The sequence below is a fragment of the Streptomyces pristinaespiralis genome, assembly GCF_001278075.1.
Classification (GTDB): Bacteria; Actinomycetota; Actinomycetes; order Streptomycetales; family Streptomycetaceae; genus Streptomyces; species Streptomyces pristinaespiralis.
Map to the genome: position 1 here is coordinate 1563573 of NZ_CP011340.1, position 16805 is coordinate 1580377.

The window sequence follows — 16805 nt, forward strand, 5'->3', positions numbered from 1 at the left end:
ACAGATGACAGAGCGCCAGAAGGACCGGCCCTGGCTCATGCGGACGTACGCGGGTCACTCGACCGCGGAGGCGTCCAACGAGCTGTACCGGCGCAACCTCGCCAAGGGCCAGACGGGTCTGTCGGTGGCCTTCGACCTGCCGACCCAGACCGGATACGACCCCGACCACGTCCTCGCCCGCGGCGAGGTCGGCCGGGTCGGGGTGCCGGTCTCCCATCTGGGCGACATGCGCCGGCTGTTCCAGGACATCCCCCTGGAGCAGATGAACACCTCGATGACCATCAACGCCACCGCCATGTGGCTGCTGGCGCTGTACCAGGTGGTCGCGGAGGAGCAGGGCGCGGACATCACCAGGCTCCAGGGCACGACGCAGAACGACATCGTCAAGGAGTACCTGTCGCGCGGGACGCACGTCTTCCCGCCCGGTCCTTCACTGCGCCTGACCACCGACATGATCACGTACACGGTGGCCAACATCCCCAAGTGGAACCCGATCAACATCTGCAGCTACCACCTGCAGGAGGCCGGGGCCACGCCGGTTCAGGAGATCGCGTACGCGATGTCCACCGCGATCGCCGTGCTCGACGCGGTGCGCGACTCGGGCCAGGTGCCGGCCGAGAAGTTCGGTGACGTGGTCGCCCGTATCTCGTTCTTCGTGAACGCGGGCGTCCGCTTCATCGAGGAGATGTGCAAGATGCGCGCGTTCGGGCGCATCTGGGACAAGGTCACCCGTGAGCGCTACGGCATCGAGAACGAGAAGCAGCGCCGCTTCCGCTACGGCGTCCAGGTCAACTCCCTCGGTCTGACCGAGGCGCAGCCGGAGAACAACGTCCAGCGCATCGTGCTCGAGATGCTGGCCGTGACGCTCTCCAAGGACGCCCGTGCGCGCGCCGTGCAGCTGCCCGCCTGGAACGAGGCGCTGGGGCTGCCCCGGCCCTGGGACCAGCAGTGGTCGCTGCGCATCCAGCAGGTGCTGGCGCACGAGTCGGACCTGCTCGAGTACGAGGACATCTTCGACGGGTCGCACGTCATCGAGGCCAAGGTCGAGTCCCTCGTCGCCGAGTGCCTCGAGGAGATCGACCGGATCCAGGAGATGGGCGGTGCGATGGCGGCCGTCGAGTCCGGCTACCTCAAGTCGCAACTGGTCTCCTCGCACGCCGAACGGCGGGCACGGATCGAGGCGGGCGACGAGAAGATCGTCGGCGTCAACATCTACGAGACCACCGAGGAGAACCCGCTCACCGCGGACCTCGACACCGCCATCATGACCGTCGACCCGGCGAACGAGGCCCGGGTCGTCGCAAAGCTCCACGAGTGGCGCGCGGACCGCGACGAGTCCCGTGCGGCAGAGGCCCTCGCCGCGCTGAAGAAGGCCGCGGCGGGCACCGAGAACCTGATGGCGGCCACCGTCGAGTGCGCGCGTGCGGGCGTCACCACCGGCGAGTGGGCCTGGGCGCTGCGTGACGTCTTCGGCGAGTTCCGTGCGCCGACGGGCGTCAGCAGCGCCCCGGTGGCCGTCACCGCGGAGGCGGGCACCCCGCTCGCCGTCGTGCGCGAGAAGGTGGCGCGCACCGCGGAGGAGCTGGGATCGGGCCGGCTGCGGCTGCTGGTCGGCAAGCCGGGCCTGGACGGGCACTCCAACGGCGCCGAGCAGATAGCCGTACGGGCCCGCGACGCCGGGTTCGAGGTGGTCTACCAGGGGATCCGGCTCACACCGGAACAGATCGTCTCCGCCGCCCTCGCGGAGGACGTGCACTGCGTGGGCCTCTCCATCCTGTCCGGCTCGCACGCCGAGCTGGTGCCGGACGTGCTCGCACGGCTGCGCGAGGCCGGCGCCGCGGACATCCCGGTGATCGTCGGCGGGATCATCCCGAACGCCGACGGCGCCGCCCTGAAGCAGGCGGGCGTGGCCGCCGTCTTCACCCCGAAGGACTTCGGTATCACGGAGATCATCGGCCGTATCGTCGACGAGATCCGTAAAGCGAACAAGCTCGACCCTCTGGAGGTCCCCGCATGAGCACCCCTGTGCACCCGGTCAACCGTCTTCGTCCGCGCCGTTCCTGCCTGGCGGTGCCCGGCTCGAACCCGCGGTTCCTGGAGAAGGCCCAGGGTCTGCCCGCCGACCAGGTCTTCCTGGACCTGGAGGACGCGTGCGCGCCGCTCGCCAAGCCGGACGCGCGGCACACCATCGTGAAGTTCCTCAACGAGGGCGACTGGACCGGCAAGACGCGGGTCGTGCGGGTCAACGACTGGACCACGCACTGGACCTACCGTGACGTCGTCACGGTCGTCGAGGGTGCCGGCCAGAACCTCGACTGCATCATGCTGCCGAAGGTGCAGGACGCCCAGCAGATCGTGGCGCTGGACCTGCTGCTCACCCAGATCGAGAAGACGATGGGCTTCGAGGTCGGCAAGATCGGCATCGAGGCGCAGATCGAGAACGCGCAGGGCCTCAACAACGTCAACGCGATCGCCCAGGCGTCGCCGCGGGTGGAGACGATCATCTTCGGCCCGGCCGACTTCATGGCCTCCATCAACATGAAGTCCCTGGTCGTCGGCGAGCAGCCGCCCGGTTACGACGCCGACGCGTACCACTACATCCTGATGAAGATCCTGATGGCGGCCCGCGCCAACAACCTCCAGGCGATCGACGGCCCCTACCTGCAGATCCGCAACATCGACGGCTACCGCGCGGTCGCGCAGCGCGCCGCGGCGCTCGGCTTCGACGGCAAGTGGGTGCTCCACCCGGGCCAGGTCGAGGCGTCCAACGAGATCTTCTCGCCGTCGCAGGAGGACTACGACCACGCCGAGCTGATCCTGGACGCGTACGACTACTACACGTCCGAGGCGGGCGGCAAGAAGGGCTCGGCGATGCTCGGCGACGAGATGATCGACGAGGCCAGCCGCAAGATGGCGCTGGTCGTCTCCGGCAAGGGACGCGCCGCCGGCATGAAGCGCACCACCAAGTTCGAGATCCCGGAGGCCTGACCCTCATGCAGTTCGGACGCACCTACGAGGAGTTCGAGGTCGGCGCGGTCTACAAGCACTGGCCCGGGAAGACCGTCACGGAGTACGACGACCACCTCTTCTGTCTCCTGACCATGAACCACCACCCCCTCCACATGGACGCCAACTATGCGGAGAACACGACGGACTTCGGCAAGAACGTCGTCGTGGGGAACTACATCTACTCGCTGCTGCTGGGCATGTCCGTGCCGGACGTCTCCGGCAAGGCGATCGCCAACCTGGAGATCGAGTCGCTGCGGCACGTGGCGCCGACCTTCCACGGCGACACCATCTACGGCGAGACCACCGTCCTCGACAAGACGCCCTCCAGGTCCAAGAACGACCGCGGGATCGTCTACGTGGAGACCAAGGGCTACAAGCAGGACGGCACCCTCGTCTGCGTCTTCCGGCGCAAGGTGATGGTCCCGACGGAGACGTACATCAAGGAGCGCGGCGGCGAGCAGCCCGGCCGGCCCGAGCTGAAGTCACAGGAGAAGTAGTCATGGCGCGACTCGCCCAGACCCACGGTCTGACCGATGTTCAGCAGGAGATCCTCGCCACCGTGCGGGACTTTGTCGACAAGGAGATCATTCCTGTCGCGACCGGGCTGGAGCACAAGGACGAGTACCCGACGCAGATCGTCGAGGGCCTGAAGGAACTCGGCCTGTTCGGCCTGATGATCCCGGAGGAGTACGGCGGCCTGGGCGAGTCCCTTCTCACGTACGCGCTGTGCGTGGAGGAGATCGCCCGCGGCTGGATGTCCGTCTCCGGCATCATCAACACCCACTTCATCGTGGCCTACATGCTCAAGCAGCACGGCACGCAGGAGCAGAAGGACACCTTCCTGCCGCGCATGGCGCTCGGCGAGGTGCGGGGCGCGTTCTCCATGTCCGAGCCGGGTCTCGGCTCCGACGTGTCGGCCATCACGTCCAAGGGCGTGAAGGACGGTGACGAGTACGTCCTCAACGGCCAGAAGATGTGGCTGACGAACGGCGGCACGTCCACTCTGGTCGCCGTCCTGTGCCGGAGTGACGAAGGACACCCCGAGGGGACCGCGCCCCACAAGTCGATGACGACCTTCCTGGTCGAGAAGGAGCCCGGCTTCGGAGAGGTCCGCCCCGGCCTCACCATCCCCGGGAAGATCGACAAGATGGGTTACAAGGGCGTCGACACGACCGAACTCATCATGGACGGACTACGCATTCCGGCCAATCGGGTGCTCGGCGGCACCACCGGCCGAGGGTTTTACCAAATGATGGACGGCGTCGAGGTCGGGCGCGTGAATGTGGCCGCGCGTGGCTGCGGCGTGGCGCAGCGTGCCTTTGAGCTGGGGGTCTCCTACGCGCAGCAGCGCCACACCTTCGGCAAGCAGATCGCCCAGCACCAGGCGATCCAGTTCAAGCTGGCCGAGATGGCTACCAAGGTCGAGGCCGCTCATGCGATGATGGTCAACGCAGCTCGCAAAAAGGACTCCGGGGAACGAAACGACCTGGAGGCAGGGATGGCGAAGTACCTCGCCTCCGAGTACTGCAAGGAAGTCGTCGAGGACGCCTTCCGTATCCACGGCGGCTACGGCTTCTCCAAGGAGTACGAGATCGAGCGCCTCTACCGCGAGGCACCGATGCTGCTGATCGGTGAGGGTACCGCCGAGATCCAGAAAATGATCATTGGTCGTCGGCTGCTCGAGGAGTACCGATTCCAGGGTTGATTGTCGCTTTTGAGTCGGTTACGGCCGGAAGATGATCACACCCTGTCATCATCTTCCGGCCGCCGACTCGGCTTCTGCCTTTCCCAGTTGCGGGTCGTAACCGATACGATCGCGGGAAAGCCGCCGTCCCCCGTTGCCAGCGCGGCATCATCCGCTACGAAGGTCATCCATGCCCCACAGCCAAACCTCTGCACCTCGCGACAGCCTCCTTGGCGTACGTATCGCTCGCGGAGCGTCGCCGTGGCTTCTGCCGACCGTCGCCACCGCCGCACTCAGCCTGGTCCGCTCACGCCGCTCCCGGCGTGCCGCGGCCATCGCCGTGCCCACCACCGCTCTCGCGGCGGGCATGCTGTGGTTCTTCCGCGACCCCGAGCGTGAGATCGCACACGGCCGGGTCATCTCGCCCGCCGACGGTGTGGTGCAGAGCATCATGCCGTGGAAGGACGGACGTACCCGCGTCGCGATCTTCATGAGCCCGCTCAACGTCCACGTCAACCGCGCGCCCCTCTCGGGCACGGTGACGTCGGTCGAGCACATCCCGGGCGGTTTCGTCCCCGCGTTCAACAAGGAGAGCGAGAACAACGAGCGCGTTGTCTGGCACTTCGACACCGAGCTCGGCGACATCGAGATGGTGCAGATCGCCGGCGCGGTCGCGCGGCGGATCGTCCCGTACATCCCGCAGGGCACCAAGGTCGAGCAGGGCGACCGCATCGGTCTGATCCGCTTCGGATCGCGCGTTGACATCTACCTTCCGGAAGGTGTCGACGTCGCTGTCGAGGTCGGTCAGACCACGACTGCGGGGGTGACTCGAATTGACCGTGATTGATCCCGAAACACAGGCCGCGAACTGGGTCGCGGAGGACGAGGACGACGGCGCGGAGGAAATGCCGCTGTCCCTCAGGCTGTCGATAGCGGACACCCTCACCCTCGGTAACGCCACGTGCGGATTCATGGCGGTGTACTTCACCACCACCGGGATCCTCATCCCGCACCTCTCGGGTGACGAGTCGGGCATGGCCCGTAACAGCGCGGCCACGGCAGTGATACTGATGCTGTGCGCGGCTGTCTTCGACCTGTTCGACGGCCTGGTCGCCCGCAAGCTGCGGTCGTCACCGATGGGTGCGGAGCTGGACAATCTCTCCGACCTGATCAGCTTCGGTCTGGCGCCCGCGTACTTCGTGCTCGTGTACGGCATGGTCGCGAGCGACGCGCATGAGCGGGTCGCGGCGGTGGGCGCGATCGTTGTGCTGCTGGCGGTGGTGCTGCGGCTTGCCCGCTTCTCGTGCGTCACCGTGAAGGACGGCACGTTCCAGGGCATGCCCTCGCCGTTCGGTGCACTCACGGTCGTCTCGATCGTGCTGCTCGAGCTGCCGTTCGAGGCGACGCTGCTGGCGGTCGTCGGTACCGCGTGGCTCATGGTGAGCCGGGTCGAGTACCCGAAGCCGCGGGGCGTCCTGGCGGTGGCGGTGCTCTGCTGGATCGTGGCGGCCATGGGCATGCTGGCGGCGTGGGCGTTCGACGCGCCGGGCGGCCAGGTGCTGCTGCAGATGGGCTGCGCGCTGCAGATCGTGATGGCGGCGACGATCCCGCTGTTCGCGACGGCACGCCGGGTGAACACCTTCCGTGACAACCGGCGCGAGAGCCGCGAGGCGCGGGCGGCGCAGCTGCCGTAGCCGGCTCGTACGTCGCCCGAGGGGCCCGGACCGAATCCTTGATTCGGTCCGGGCCCCTCGGCTTTCCCGGGCCCCCAGGCCCCGAGAGCGCCGACTGCCGGCACGATCCCCGGGCCGGCCGGCCGGCGCGGCGGGGGCCAGGCTGCCGGGACCGGGCATCACCCGTTGGAGGCAGCGCCCTCACTGGTGCCCGCGGGCGCCGGTACGTCGCGCGGGGCCTCCCGGTCGAGGAGGCCGAGGCGCTGCGCGTTCAGCACGGCGCTGAGGCGGTCAGGGGCATCCAGCTTCCGGTACACGCTCTGCAGATGCTTGTGCACGGTCCGCACCGACACATGCAGCCGGCGGCCTATGGTCTGCGCCGGCAGGCCCTCGGCGAGCAGTCGCAGGACCGCGGTCTCGCGCGGGGTGAGGCCGAGGTCGGACGTCCGCACGGCGGGCGGGCACGCCGCACCGGGGTCCCCGCCCTCCGCGCCCGACGCCGCGTAATCGGTCAGCAGTTCGTGCTGGGCCGCCGCCGCGCGCAGCAGCGGCTGAACGGCCGCCGCGTACTGGAGGGCCCGCTCGTCGAAGTCCCGGCCCGCCCGGTGGATCAGGAAGCCCCGTACCGGGCGGCTCCGGCCCGGCAGGGGCAGGCCCAGCATGTGATCGGTCCCGAGGCACTGGCGGAGGACGCTCGCGGTCTCGCTGTTCCGCCACCGGGCGCCGGTGAGCTGGGCCGCCGTGCGGGGTGCGCGGTCCTGCCCCGTGCCGTAGTGCCCGGCGAAGGGGTAGCCCTCCCGGATCAGGCGCACGGCCCGGCGCGAGGGCACGTCCGCCGCGGCGCCCACGCCCCTTCGCCACGCCCGCACGGGCCCGTCGTCGGCGGCCCACTCGGAGTCCTTGGCGACAACCACCTCACCGCCGAGCGCGCGCATCAGTTCCTCTGCCACAGCACGCCACAGATGGTCCGGGTCCCTGGTCTCCAGGAGACTCACGGCGAGCTCCAGCATGCGTGCGTAGTCGTTCTCTGCGGGGTCGGACATCCCTCTGCCTTTCGCGTTCCCTGCCTGAGCAGGGAACGCCACGCAGCGATCAGGCGTGGCGTACGGAGCAGCTTGCCGTAGCGGAGCGGACCGTGGCCAGCGGGTGTCCGGCCGTCAATACGCACTTGTCCCCATGGCGAGGGTGATCCGGCTCGGCGATAGTTCTGGCGGGGCCGGCACGCCGGCGGTCCGCCACGGGGGTTCGGACCGAAGGCGGCAGGCCGCCCCCGCGGCCGAAGGTGTACGGTTCGCCGTTCTCCGGCGTCGTCGTCGGGTGCGGCACCGCCCCGGCGTCGACCGGGGACGGACACGAACGTTCCCACCGGCGAGAACTCCCCGTCGCGGTGGCCGACGCCGTCGCGACGGGACGCCCTCGCCCCTCGCCCCCGTGAGACGGGGGACGAGGGGCGAGCGGCGAGCAAAGACGCGGCGGTTACGTCGCTGACGGGCGGAAGGCCTTCGCCGCCTGTGACGCCGTTCCCGGACGGACCACCTTCAGGCCGCCGGGCACGGACTTGTCGGGCTTCATGATGTAGCTCTCACGGGTGGACGGCGCCGCCGGGTCCGACAGGTCGTGCGTGATGCCGAAGTCGCTCTTGTACGCGTTGAGCGTCAGCAGCGCCTTGTCGACGCCCTCCCGCGTCAGGTCCTTGTCCGCGCACGCCTTCTTCAGCGCCTCGCCGAAGACCGTCGCCGCCGTGTAACCGGCGACCACACCGTTGTCGAGGCCGTCCTTCGGATACTCGGCCGCGTACTCCTTGGCCAGCTTCGAGGGGCCGGGCTCCGGCGCGCCGATCGGGAGCGTGGACGAGGCGATGTAGAAGTCCTTGGTGAGCGCCGGTCCCGCCGGCGTCGCCAGCAGCTGCGGCGCGAACGCGGAGTTGTTGCCGACGATCGGGACGTCGAAGCCGCCCGCCGCCGCCACACCGGCCAGGGACGCCGCCTGCCGCGGACCCGCGCTGAGCAGGATCGCCTTGACGCCCGCCTTCTTCAGGGCGGCGACCTGCGCCGACATGTCGTTGTCCGTCGGCTTGATCTTCTGCTCGACGACCGTGAGACCCGCCTGCTGGGCGGCGTACTTGGAACCGGCCAGCGCGTTCTCGCCGTAGTCGCCCTCGAAGAAGACGTGACCGATCTTGTCGCCCTTGGCGATGCGCTTCTCGGCGAGGAGGTAGTCGACGGCGTTGATCGTCTCGACGTCGTACGTGGCGCCGAGGACGCGGACGTACGGGCTGCCCAGCAGGTTCGCGGACCACGCCTGGGGCAGCACGAGGCCCTTGTCCTGGCCGTTGACGCGCTCCTTGACGGCCGCGACGAACGGCGAGCCGATGAACTGCGCGAAGCCGAGCACCTTCGGCTCCAGCTCGGTGTAGCCGGCGACGGCCTTCTGCGGGTCGTAGCCGTGGTCACGGACCGTCAGCTCGATCTTCCGGTCGCAGATGCCGCCGGCCGCGTTGGTCTGCTTCGCCCACAGCTGCTGCGCCTGGGTGACGCTCTTGCCGAGGGAGGCGTAGACGCCCGTCATGTCGGTGAGCACACCGAGGGTGATCGCCTTGTCGGTGACCCCCTTGTCGGTCTTGACTCCGCCGGCGCCGTTGGTGTCGCCGTCGCCGCTGGTGGCCTTGCTGCTGCAACCGGCCGTCACCGTCAGCGCGAGGACGGCGAGGACCGCCGCGTACGTTCTTGACTTCATTTCTTCTCCCGAGGGGACGGAACGAGGCGGGTGAGTCCGCCGGGCAGGAACAGCACGACCGCGACGACAGCCGCGCCGTACAGATAGCGGGAGGCCTCCCCGGGGGACACGCCGCCGGTGCCTGGTGCGGAGACCAGGGGCAGGGCGTCGCTCCAGCGGGTGAGGACCTGAGGGAGCAGCGAGACGAAGATCGCGCCGACGACGGCTCCCGCGACCGAGCCGAGACCGCCGATGACGATCATGGCCAGGTACTCGAGGGAAAGGATCATGCCGAAGTACTCCGGCACGGTCCGCTGGAAGATCAGGGCCAGCAGGACGCCGGCGAGACCCGCGTACATCGAGGACAGGACGAAGACGGCGGCCCGGTAGCGGGCGACCGGCACGCCCATCACGCCGGCGGCGATGCGGTGGTCCCGCAGGGCGTTCATCGCCCTGCCGGGCCGGCCGCGGAGCACTCCGCGGGCGAAGAGACCGCACACCAGGAGCGCGACGAGCGCGGCGTACCAGAGCTTCTCCATGGACTGGAACGGGACGGCGGCGACGAGGAGCTCGCTGTCGTCGAACTCGAACCCGAAGAGGGAGAGCGGAGGCACGGAGCGGCCGTTGAAACCGCCGGTGAGGTCGCGGGCGTTGAACAGCACATGCTGGCCGACGAAGATCAGCGCGAGCGTGGCGATACCGAGGTACGCCCCGCGCAGCCGGCCGGCGATGGGGCTGAACACCCCGCCCGCCAGACCCGCGAGGAGCACCGCGAGCACGGCCGCCAGCCAGGTGGGCAGACCGAGACCGACCAGCTCGTGGCCGCTCTCCACGTCGTTGCCGCCGGCCAGGACGCAGTAGCCGTACGCGCCGATGGCCAGGAAGAAGGCGTGGCCCATGGAGAGCTGCCCGGTCGCGCCGGTGAGCAGGTTGATGCCGATGGCGCCGATCGCGGCGGCCATGGCGAACAGGCCTGCCTGGAGCCAGAAGCGGTCGAGATAGAAGGGCAGCGCGAGGAGCAGGAGCGACAGGGCGCACCAGAGGTAGGCGCGGGGGCGGCGCCACGGCGGCCCTTGCCGCCCGCCGGGCCCGGCGGGCCGTACGGGCTCGGACGCCGTCTTCTCGGCCTTCGCGGGCTCCGTTCCCCCGGGCGGGGCGGGTGCGGCGTCGGCGGACCTCGCCGGCGCCGCGCTCTCGCCCGAGGGGGCGGGCACGGACGGCTTCGCCGTGTCGACGTGCTCCGCGCGCTGCGCGGAGCCGGGGCGGTCGGTGTCAGACACGGGCGAGCTCCTTCGTGCCGAAGAGTCCGGCGGGCCGCGCCAACAGCACGAGCAGCATCACCAGATACGGGGCGAGATCGCCGATCCCCCCGCCCAGGAACGTCAGTTCGCTCTGGTAGCCCGTCGCGAACGACTCCGTGACCCCGACGATCAGACCGCCCGCCAGCGCACCCGTGGTCGAGTCGAGACCGCCGAGGATCGCGGCGGGGAACGCCTTGAGGGCGGCCAGGGAGGTGGCCCGTTCCAGGCCGGGCGTCGGGAAGACGGTCAGGAACAGCGCCGCGACCGCGGCGAGCGCGCCGGCGACCGCCCAGGCCGACATCGAGACCCGTCCGAGGCGTACGCCCATCAGCGCGGCCGTCTGCGGGTTCTCGGCAGCCGCGCGCATCGCCACACCCCAGGAGGTGTAGCGGAAGGCGAGCAGGAACGCCGTGATGAGCAGAGCGGCGGCGACGAACGCCGCGATCCGGGTCTGCGCGATCGTGATTTCGCCGAGGTTCACCACCCGGTCGCCCCAGGGGTCGCCGAGCGCCATCACGTCCGTGCCGATCAGCCGGGTCAGCTCGGTCGTCAGGAGGATGTCCACACCGATCGTGACGATGGCGAGGACGCTGTGGTCGGAGCCCCGGTAACGGCGCATGACCAGGAAGTCGACGGCGGAGCCGACGACCGCGGCGCCCGCGATCCCGACGGCCAGCGCAGGCCAGAAGCCGAGGTCGTCGTGGAGGACGGCGGTGATGTAGCCGCCCGCGAGGAGCAGCGAGGCATGGGCGAAGTTGACCACCTCCGTCGCCTTGAAGATGACGACGAAGCCGAGGGCGATCAGCGCGTAGACCGAGCCGATGGACAGTCCGCCGAGGAGCAGTTCTGTGAACGTGGTCATGGCGTGGCCTCCGTACCGAGGTACGCCTGCACTACCGCCGGATCACCCTGTACCTGGGCGGGCGTGCCGCCCGCGATACGGCGTCCGAAGTCGAGCACGGTCACGGCGTCCGCGAGCCGCATCACCACCCCCATGTCATGTTCAACGAGCACGATCGATATGCCGAGGCTGTCGCGTACGCCCGCGACGACGGCGGCGGTCTGCCGCCGTTCGTCGGCGGTCATGCCCGCGACGGGCTCGTCGAGGAGCAGGATCCGCGGCTCCATGCACAGGGCGCGGGCCAGTTCCACGAGTTTCTGCTTTCCGTAAGGGAGTTCACCGGCAGGCCGGTCGAGGTCGTCCGCGAGGCCGACGAACTCGGCGATCTCTGCGACGCGTTCGCGGTGCCGGCGTTCCTCGCGGGCCGCCGACGGCAGCCGCAGCCCCGCCGCGACGAACCCGGTACGGGTGAGCCGGTGCCGGCCGAGCAGCAGGCTGTCGGCGACGGTGGCGCGGGGCGGCAGCGCGAGATTCTGGAAGGTACGGGCCACGCCGAGCGCCGCGATGCGGTGCGGCGGCAGACCGGTGAGCTCGTCGTCGCCGAAGCGGACGCTGCCCTCCGTCGCCCGGTACACGCCCGAGAGCACGTTGAACGTGGTGGACTTGCCGGCGCCGTTCGGCCCGATGACGGCGTGCACGCTGCCCGGCTCGACGGTGAAGGACACCCCGTCCAGCGCGGTGAGGCCGGCGAAGCGGACCGTCACGTCCTCGACGACGAGCGGTGCGACCGCCGTGGTGGTCGTCGCGCTCATGCGGACCACCTCCGCAGCGTGGGCGCCGCGTGCTGGGCCTGCACGGCGTCCTGTGCGGCGTCCTCGTCGACGACCCCGAGATAGCGGCGGCGGACCTCGTCCGAGGCCGCGAGCTCGTCGGCCGGTCCCTCGAGTGCGACCTCGCCGACGTCCAGGACATAGGCCCTGGAGGCCAGGCGCAGGGCGATCGCCGCGTTCTGCTCGACGAGCAGGACGGGCGTGCCGGCCGCGTTGATCTCCGTGATGGTCTCGGCGATCCGCGCCGCCATCAGCGGGGCGAGGCCCAGCGAAGGCTCGTCGAGCAGCAGCAGCCGGGGACGGGCCATCAGCGCCCGCCCCATGGCGAGCATCTGCTGTTCACCGCCGGACAGGAGACCGGCCTTCTGCTGGGCGCGGTCGGCCAGCACGGGGAACAGCTCGTGCACGCGGGCGAGCGCGGCGGCCGACTCCCGCCGCCCGCGCACGCCGAGCGTGCCGGCCCGCAGGTTGTCCGCCACGGTCATCCGTGCGAAGACCTGGCGGCCTTCCGGGACCTGGACGACTCCGGCCGCCACGACCCGGGCGGCGCTGAGGCCGTCCAGCGGACGGCCCTCGAAACTGATGCTTCCGGCGGTGACATGCCCACGCTGGAACGGCAGTGTGCGTGACACCGCTCGCAGCAGGGTGGACTTGCCGGCGCCGTTGCCGCCGAGCACGGCGACGACGGCACTCTCGGGCACCTCGACGGAGACGTCCCGCAACGCCCGCACGGGCCCGTACCCCACGGACAGCGCCCGCACCTCCAACGCGGCGGCCATACACAACCCCTTGTCCGGCTCGCCAACGGTCGGCTCGCCTCTCGGGGGCCAACACCAGCACCGGCGTGCCTGCGGGGTCCACGGCTGCCACCCGACTCGCTGCGCCTGACCAGCGGCGGGACCCCCACGTTGTGCACCCGCACAGCCGACCCGCCACCCCTCACCACGACCGGGCCCGGCCCGACGCGACGCTGTACTCGGGCGTGCCCCGCCCGCCCGACGCGGCGGATCCGCGGGCGTGGCCGGGTGCGCCCGCGTGGCCCGGCCCGGTGCGACCGGGTCCGCGGGCGTGGCTCGCCCGGTGCGACCGGGTCCGCCGGCGTGGCCCGGCTCTGCGGTGCGGGCGTGGCCCGCCCGCTGCGACCGGGTTCGCAGGCGTGGCTGGGTGCGCCGGCATGGCCCGGCCCGGTGCGACCGGGTCTGCGGGCGTGGCTCGCCCGGTGCGGCGCGAAGCTGCCGTACCGGCATCGGGCGCCGGCCCCGACAGAACCGGCGATCCCTCGCCGCGGCGCGGAGCTGCCGCTCCCGGGGTGTGGGGGCGTGAGCCCCCGCGAAACCTTCCCTCCGCCGGACGGGTCCGGGAGCGGAGCCCCGTGTGGGGAAACGCCCCGCGACCGTCAGGTCAGGAAGTCCCGCGCGATCGACTCCGCCACGCGTTCCAGGAGGTCGCCCGCCCGGGCCATGGACTTCGCCGGGTCCGGTTCGAGTGACGTCAAGGCGTACGCGCGGCGGATGCCCGCGTGGCCCAGGGCCTCCGGGGGGAGGGCCAGGCGGCCGCAGACCGCGACGACCTCGATGCCGCGGGCGCGGGCCGCTGCCGCGACGCCCGCCGGGGCCTTGCCGTGGAGGGTCTGCTCGTCGAGGGAGCCCTCGCCGGTGATGACGAGGGTCGCCCTCTCCAGCGCGGGGGCGAAGCCGAGTACGTCGAGCATGACCTCGATGCCGGGCCGGAAGCTCGCGCCGAGCGCGACCAGCGCGCCGTAGCCGATGCCGCCCGCCGCGCCCGCGCCGGGCGAGTCCGCGTGTTCGGGGCCGAGGACGGAGGCGTAGTGCGCGAGGGCCGCGTCGAGGAGGGCGACGTCCTCCGGCGTGGCGCCCTTCTGGGGCCCGTACACGGCGGGCGCGCCCTTCGGGCCCGTCAGCGGGTTGTCCACGTCGCTGGCGAGGATCAGTTCGACGTCTTTCAGCCGGGCGTCCAGCCCGGACAGGTCGGCCGTCGCCAGTTCGCGCAGGCCTCCCCCGCCGGGCGGCACCGGCGCCCCGGAGGCGTCGAGGAAGCGCGCGCCGAGCGCGGCCAGCATTCCGGCGCCGCCGTCGGTGGTGGCGCTGCCGCCGACGCCGAAGACGATCGTGCGCGCGCCCGCGTCGAGCGCGGCGCGCAGCAGTTCACCGGAGCCGTACGTCGTGGCGGTCAGCGGGGCGAAGACACCCGCCGGAAGGTGCTGGAGGCCCGAGGCCTCGGCCATCTCGACCACCGCGGTGCCGTCCCGGAGGGCGTACGCCGCGGTCAGTGACTCCCCGCGCGGCCCCGTGACCCGCACCTCGCGGCGCTCGAAGCCGGCGGCGACCGCCGCCGCGACCGTGCCGTCGCCGCCGTCGGCGACGGGCAGTGCCTCGACGTCCAGCCCGGGCAGGACCCGCCGCAGGCCGGCCGTCACCCGCTCCGCGACCTGTACGGCCGTGAGCGAGCCCTTGAACTTGTCAGCCGCGACGAGCACTCGCGCGGGCTGAGTAACTGCTCCGTCCGTCACCTTGTATCCCTTGCTATCGAACAGGCAGTCGCGCCGGGTCGACCCTATCGGCAGCACCGGAGGGCATGCCAGTCCCACATCGTCCGGCTCCCTGCGCCGTATGTCCTACGCTGCGTACCGTGACGACCTCCGACTACGCCGCGTACATCGCCTCCCTGCCCCGCGTCCTCGCCGGCGCCGCCATGCTGCTGCGGGACGGCGAGGGCCGTCTGCTGATCGTCGAGCCGAACTACCGCGAGGGGTGGGCGCTCCCGGGCGGCACCATCGAGTCCGATCTGGGCGAGACCCCGCGCCAGGCCGCCCGCCGGGAGACGCTGGAGGAGATCGGGCTCGACGTCGAGCCGGGGGCGCTGCTCGCCGTCGACTGGGTGCCGGGCGAGGGCAGGCCGCCGATCACCGCGTACGTGTACGACGGCGGGGTGCTGTCCGAGGACCGCCTCAAGGCGATCCGGCTCCAGGAGGAGGAGCTGATCTCCTGGCGGCTGGTGGCGCGCAAGGACATTCCCCGGTATCTGCTCAATTCGCTGGGGCACCGGGTTCTGGCCGCCCTCGACGCGCTGGAGGCTGGGACCGGGACGGTCGAGCTCGAGAACGGGCGGCCGCCCGTCTCCTGACCCGGTCGCCCCGTCGGTCAGGCCTGGGGATCCGGCGGCCGGACGTCCTGCTTGCCCTCGGGCTCGTCACGTGCGGCCACCCGTGCCTCCGTGCGGTGGCCCCGCGCAATGTAGTCGCGCACGACCAGTTCGACGGCGTCCTGCGGACTGCCCACCCCCGCCAGCACCATGACCTCGACGACGAGTTCGGCATCCAGACTGATCGTGACCTTCGGCATGGGCGGGACGGTAGCACCGGTGCGCAAACGGTTCGCCACGGGTGGCGCGCTCTGCGTACATTCGGTCATATGACAGCCCTCGCGATCCGGGCCCGGCACCCGCGGGCGCAGCGGCGAGGGCGACGCCGGCACTCCACGGAGCAGAGCAATGGCAGAAGTGACCTCGCGCCATGACCGGCCCCTCGTCGCCATCCTCAGTGGGGCGGGTATCTCCACCGATTCCGGGATCCCCGACTATCGCGGCCCCAACGGGCTGTGGCGGCGGGACCCGGACGCGCAGAAGCTCGTCACGTACGAGTACTACATGGGTGATCCGGAGATCCGGCGGCGGTCGTGGCAGATGCGGCGCGGGAACCGGACGCTGAGGGCCGAGCCGAACGCGGCGCACCGGGCGGTCGCCGAGCTGGAGCGGTCCGGGGTGCCGGTGCGGGTGATCACGCAGAACGTGGACGGACTGCACCAGCTCGCCGGGCTGCCCGCCCGCAAGGTCCTCGAACTGCACGGCAGCGCCCGGAGTTTCGTGTGCACCAAGTGCCACGCGCGCGGTCGGATGGAGGACGCCCTCGCCCGCGTCGAGGCCGGCGAGGACGACCCGCCGTGCCTGGAGTGCGGCGGGATCCTGAAGTCGGCGACGGTGATGTTCGGCCAGCGCCTCGACCCGGTCGTCCTGGGTGAGGCCGTCGCGGTCACCAAGGCCTGTCAGGTCTTCATCGCCGTCGGCACCAGCCTCCAGGTCCAGCCCGCCGCGGGCCTCGCCGGTGTCGCGGCCGAGCACGGGGCCCGGCTGATCGTGGTGAACGCAGAGCCGACGCCTTACGACGAGCTGGCCGACGAGGTCGTGCGCGAGCCCATCGGGACGGCGCTGCCCGCGTTGCTGGAGCGGCTCGCGGGCTGAAAGAGCACGTCCTCGAAGCCGCCGCGCTCGAACGAGAGCAGCCGCTGCTTGCGGTCGAGGCCGCCGCCGTAGCCGACGAGGCTGCCGGACGAGCCGATCACGCGGTGGCAGGGCACGATGATGCCGATCGGGTTCTTGCCGTTGGCCAGACCCACCGCGCGGGACGCTCCCCGGTTGCCGAGGATCTCCGCGAGTTCGCCGTAGGTGCGGGTCTGCCCGTAAGGGATCCGGCGCAGCTGCTCCCACACGCCGCGCTGGAACGGCGTGCCCGCGAAGTGCATCGGCAGGTCGAACTCGGTGAGTTCGCGGGCGAAGTAGGCGTCGAGTTGGTGGATCGTCTCGCCGAACGGCCGCTCGTCCTCCTCGCCGAAGGTCTCCTCGGCGGGGCGGTGCCGCTGCTCGGTCATGTACAGCCCGCTGAGCACGCCGTCGGTGGCGACGAGGGTGAGCGGGCCGTACGGGCTGTCGACGACGGTGTGCTGCCGGGTCGTCATG

Annotated in this window: 17 protein-coding genes; 8 read left to right on the forward strand and 9 right to left on the reverse strand. The window is 70.9% G+C overall.

The genetic code is table 11. The features are described from left to right. The first annotated feature begins 4 nt into the window (after window positions 1-4). From SPRI_RS06490 to pssA, 6 genes are all read left to right on the forward strand, one after another. A complete protein-coding gene (locus SPRI_RS06490; protein WP_005309518.1) occupies window positions 5-2017 on the forward strand; it encodes a protein meaA in 2013 nt (670 codons plus the stop codon). Then, window positions 2014-2988, forward strand: a complete 975-nt coding sequence (locus SPRI_RS06495; protein ID WP_005309521.1) for an HpcH/HpaI aldolase/citrate lyase family protein — start codon at window positions 2014-2016, stop codon at window positions 2986-2988. The genes SPRI_RS06490 and SPRI_RS06495 overlap by 4 nt, the downstream gene beginning before the upstream one ends. A gap of 5 nt (window positions 2989-2993) precedes the next feature. Beyond that, on the forward strand, window positions 2994-3506 hold the full coding sequence (locus SPRI_RS06500) for a MaoC family dehydratase (RefSeq protein ID WP_005309524.1): 513 nt from the start codon (window positions 2994-2996) through the stop codon (window positions 3504-3506). Window positions 3507-3508: 2 nt separating this feature from the next. Further along, window positions 3509-4714 (forward strand): acyl-CoA dehydrogenase family protein, encoded by a 1206-nt coding sequence (locus tag SPRI_RS06505; RefSeq protein ID WP_005309527.1) that lies wholly within the window; start codon window positions 3509-3511, stop codon window positions 4712-4714. Window positions 4715-4883: 169 nt separating this feature from the next. Beyond that, window positions 4884-5540 carry a phosphatidylserine decarboxylase gene (locus tag SPRI_RS06510; protein WP_005309530.1) on the forward strand — a complete coding sequence of 219 codons (657 nt, stop codon included), beginning with the start codon at window positions 4884-4886 and terminating at the stop codon, window positions 5538-5540. Next, on the forward strand, window positions 5527-6387 hold the full coding sequence (pssA, locus tag SPRI_RS06515; RefSeq protein WP_037773303.1) for a CDP-diacylglycerol--serine O-phosphatidyltransferase: 861 nt from the start codon (window positions 5527-5529) through the stop codon (window positions 6385-6387). The genes SPRI_RS06510 and pssA overlap by 14 nt, the downstream gene beginning before the upstream one ends. Window positions 6388-6545: 158 nt before the next feature. Here pssA and SPRI_RS06520 read toward each other — a convergent pair whose 3' ends face one another. From SPRI_RS06520 to SPRI_RS06550, 7 genes are all read right to left on the reverse strand, one after another. Continuing rightward, entirely contained in the window at window positions 6546-7409 is an 864-nt protein-coding gene (locus tag SPRI_RS06520) for a helix-turn-helix transcriptional regulator (RefSeq protein ID WP_005309535.1), read from the reverse strand. A 433-nt stretch (window positions 7410-7842) separates the two neighbouring features. After that, window positions 7843-9102 (reverse strand): ABC transporter substrate-binding protein, encoded by a 1260-nt coding sequence (locus SPRI_RS06525; protein WP_005309536.1) that lies wholly within the window; start codon window positions 9100-9102, stop codon window positions 7843-7845. Next, window positions 9099-10361 (reverse strand): branched-chain amino acid ABC transporter permease, encoded by a 1263-nt coding sequence (locus tag SPRI_RS06530; RefSeq protein ID WP_238996202.1) that lies wholly within the window; start codon window positions 10359-10361, stop codon window positions 9099-9101. Before SPRI_RS06530 ends, SPRI_RS06525 begins: the two co-directional genes overlap by 4 nt. Continuing rightward, window positions 10354-11244: a branched-chain amino acid ABC transporter permease gene (locus SPRI_RS06535; RefSeq protein WP_005309543.1), complete on the reverse strand. Its 891-nt coding sequence runs from the start codon at window positions 11242-11244 to the stop codon at window positions 10354-10356. The genes SPRI_RS06530 and SPRI_RS06535 overlap by 8 nt, the downstream gene beginning before the upstream one ends. Then, window positions 11241-12035, reverse strand: coding sequence for an ABC transporter ATP-binding protein (locus SPRI_RS06540; RefSeq protein WP_005309545.1), 795 nt, complete (start codon window positions 12033-12035; stop codon window positions 11241-11243). Before SPRI_RS06540 ends, SPRI_RS06535 begins: the two co-directional genes overlap by 4 nt. Beyond that, the gene (locus SPRI_RS06545; protein ID WP_053556754.1) at window positions 12032-12832 is read right to left on the reverse strand and encodes an ABC transporter ATP-binding protein; all 801 of its coding nucleotides are present in this window, start codon (window positions 12830-12832) and stop codon (window positions 12032-12034) included. The genes SPRI_RS06540 and SPRI_RS06545 overlap by 4 nt, the downstream gene beginning before the upstream one ends. Window positions 12833-13449: 617 nt before the next feature. Continuing rightward, entirely contained in the window at window positions 13450-14583 is a 1134-nt protein-coding gene (locus tag SPRI_RS06550) for a glycerate kinase (protein ID WP_037773305.1), read from the reverse strand. A gap of 119 nt (window positions 14584-14702) precedes the next feature. Between SPRI_RS06550 and SPRI_RS06555 the strand changes: the two genes are divergently transcribed. Continuing rightward, entirely contained in the window at window positions 14703-15197 is a 495-nt protein-coding gene (locus SPRI_RS06555) for an NUDIX domain-containing protein (RefSeq protein WP_005309553.1), read from the forward strand. A 17-nt stretch (window positions 15198-15214) separates the two neighbouring features. On the opposite strand, the gene SPRI_RS06560 is transcribed toward SPRI_RS06555, so the two are convergent. Beyond that, window positions 15215-15415 carry a type II toxin-antitoxin system VapB family antitoxin gene (locus SPRI_RS06560; RefSeq protein ID WP_005309554.1) on the reverse strand — a complete coding sequence of 67 codons (201 nt, stop codon included), beginning with the start codon at window positions 15413-15415 and terminating at the stop codon, window positions 15215-15217. Window positions 15416-15563: 148 nt separating this feature from the next. Here SPRI_RS06560 and SPRI_RS06565 point away from each other — a divergent pair, with 148 nt between their 5' ends. After that, a complete protein-coding gene (locus tag SPRI_RS06565; RefSeq protein ID WP_037773306.1) occupies window positions 15564-16310 on the forward strand; it encodes an SIR2 family NAD-dependent protein deacylase in 747 nt (248 codons plus the stop codon). On the opposite strand, the gene SPRI_RS06570 is transcribed toward SPRI_RS06565, so the two are convergent. Then, window positions 16229-16804 carry a methylated-DNA--[protein]-cysteine S-methyltransferase gene (locus SPRI_RS06570; RefSeq protein ID WP_005309560.1) on the reverse strand — a complete coding sequence of 192 codons (576 nt, stop codon included), beginning with the start codon at window positions 16802-16804 and terminating at the stop codon, window positions 16229-16231. The genes SPRI_RS06565 and SPRI_RS06570 overlap by 82 nt on opposite strands. Between the last annotated feature and the right edge of the window lies 1 nt (window position 16805).

Excerpts from the sequence above, each read along its gene's own strand:
- SPRI_RS06510 (WP_005309530.1), top strand. The coding sequence starts at position 4,884 with ATGCCCCACAGCCAAACCTCTGCACCTCGCGACAGCCTCCTTGGCGTA.
- SPRI_RS06535 (WP_005309543.1), bottom strand. The coding sequence starts at position 11,244 with ATGACCACGTTCACAGAACTGCTCCTCGGCGGACTGTCCATCGGCTCG.
- SPRI_RS06495 (WP_005309521.1), top strand. The coding sequence starts at position 2,014 with ATGAGCACCCCTGTGCACCCGGTCAACCGTCTTCGTCCGCGCCGTTCC.
- SPRI_RS06545 (WP_053556754.1), bottom strand. The coding sequence starts at position 12,832 with ATGGCCGCCGCGTTGGAGGTGCGGGCGCTGTCCGTGGGGTACGGGCCC.
- SPRI_RS06500 (WP_005309524.1), top strand. The coding sequence starts at position 2,994 with ATGCAGTTCGGACGCACCTACGAGGAGTTCGAGGTCGGCGCGGTCTAC.
- SPRI_RS06540 (WP_005309545.1), bottom strand. The coding sequence starts at position 12,035 with ATGAGCGCGACGACCACCACGGCGGTCGCACCGCTCGTCGTCGAGGAC.
- SPRI_RS06505 (WP_005309527.1), top strand. The coding sequence starts at position 3,509 with ATGGCGCGACTCGCCCAGACCCACGGTCTGACCGATGTTCAGCAGGAG.
- SPRI_RS06570 (WP_005309560.1), bottom strand. The coding sequence starts at position 16,804 with ATGACGACCCGGCAGCACACCGTCGTCGACAGCCCGTACGGCCCGCTC.
- SPRI_RS06560 (WP_005309554.1), bottom strand. The coding sequence starts at position 15,415 with ATGCCGAAGGTCACGATCAGTCTGGATGCCGAACTCGTCGTCGAGGTC.
- SPRI_RS06520 (WP_005309535.1), bottom strand. The coding sequence starts at position 7,409 with ATGTCCGACCCCGCAGAGAACGACTACGCACGCATGCTGGAGCTCGCC.
- SPRI_RS06525 (WP_005309536.1), bottom strand. The coding sequence starts at position 9,102 with ATGAAGTCAAGAACGTACGCGGCGGTCCTCGCCGTCCTCGCGCTGACG.
- SPRI_RS06490 (WP_005309518.1), top strand. The coding sequence starts at position 5 with ATGACAGAGCGCCAGAAGGACCGGCCCTGGCTCATGCGGACGTACGCG.
- SPRI_RS06565 (WP_037773306.1), top strand. The coding sequence starts at position 15,564 with ATGGCAGAAGTGACCTCGCGCCATGACCGGCCCCTCGTCGCCATCCTC.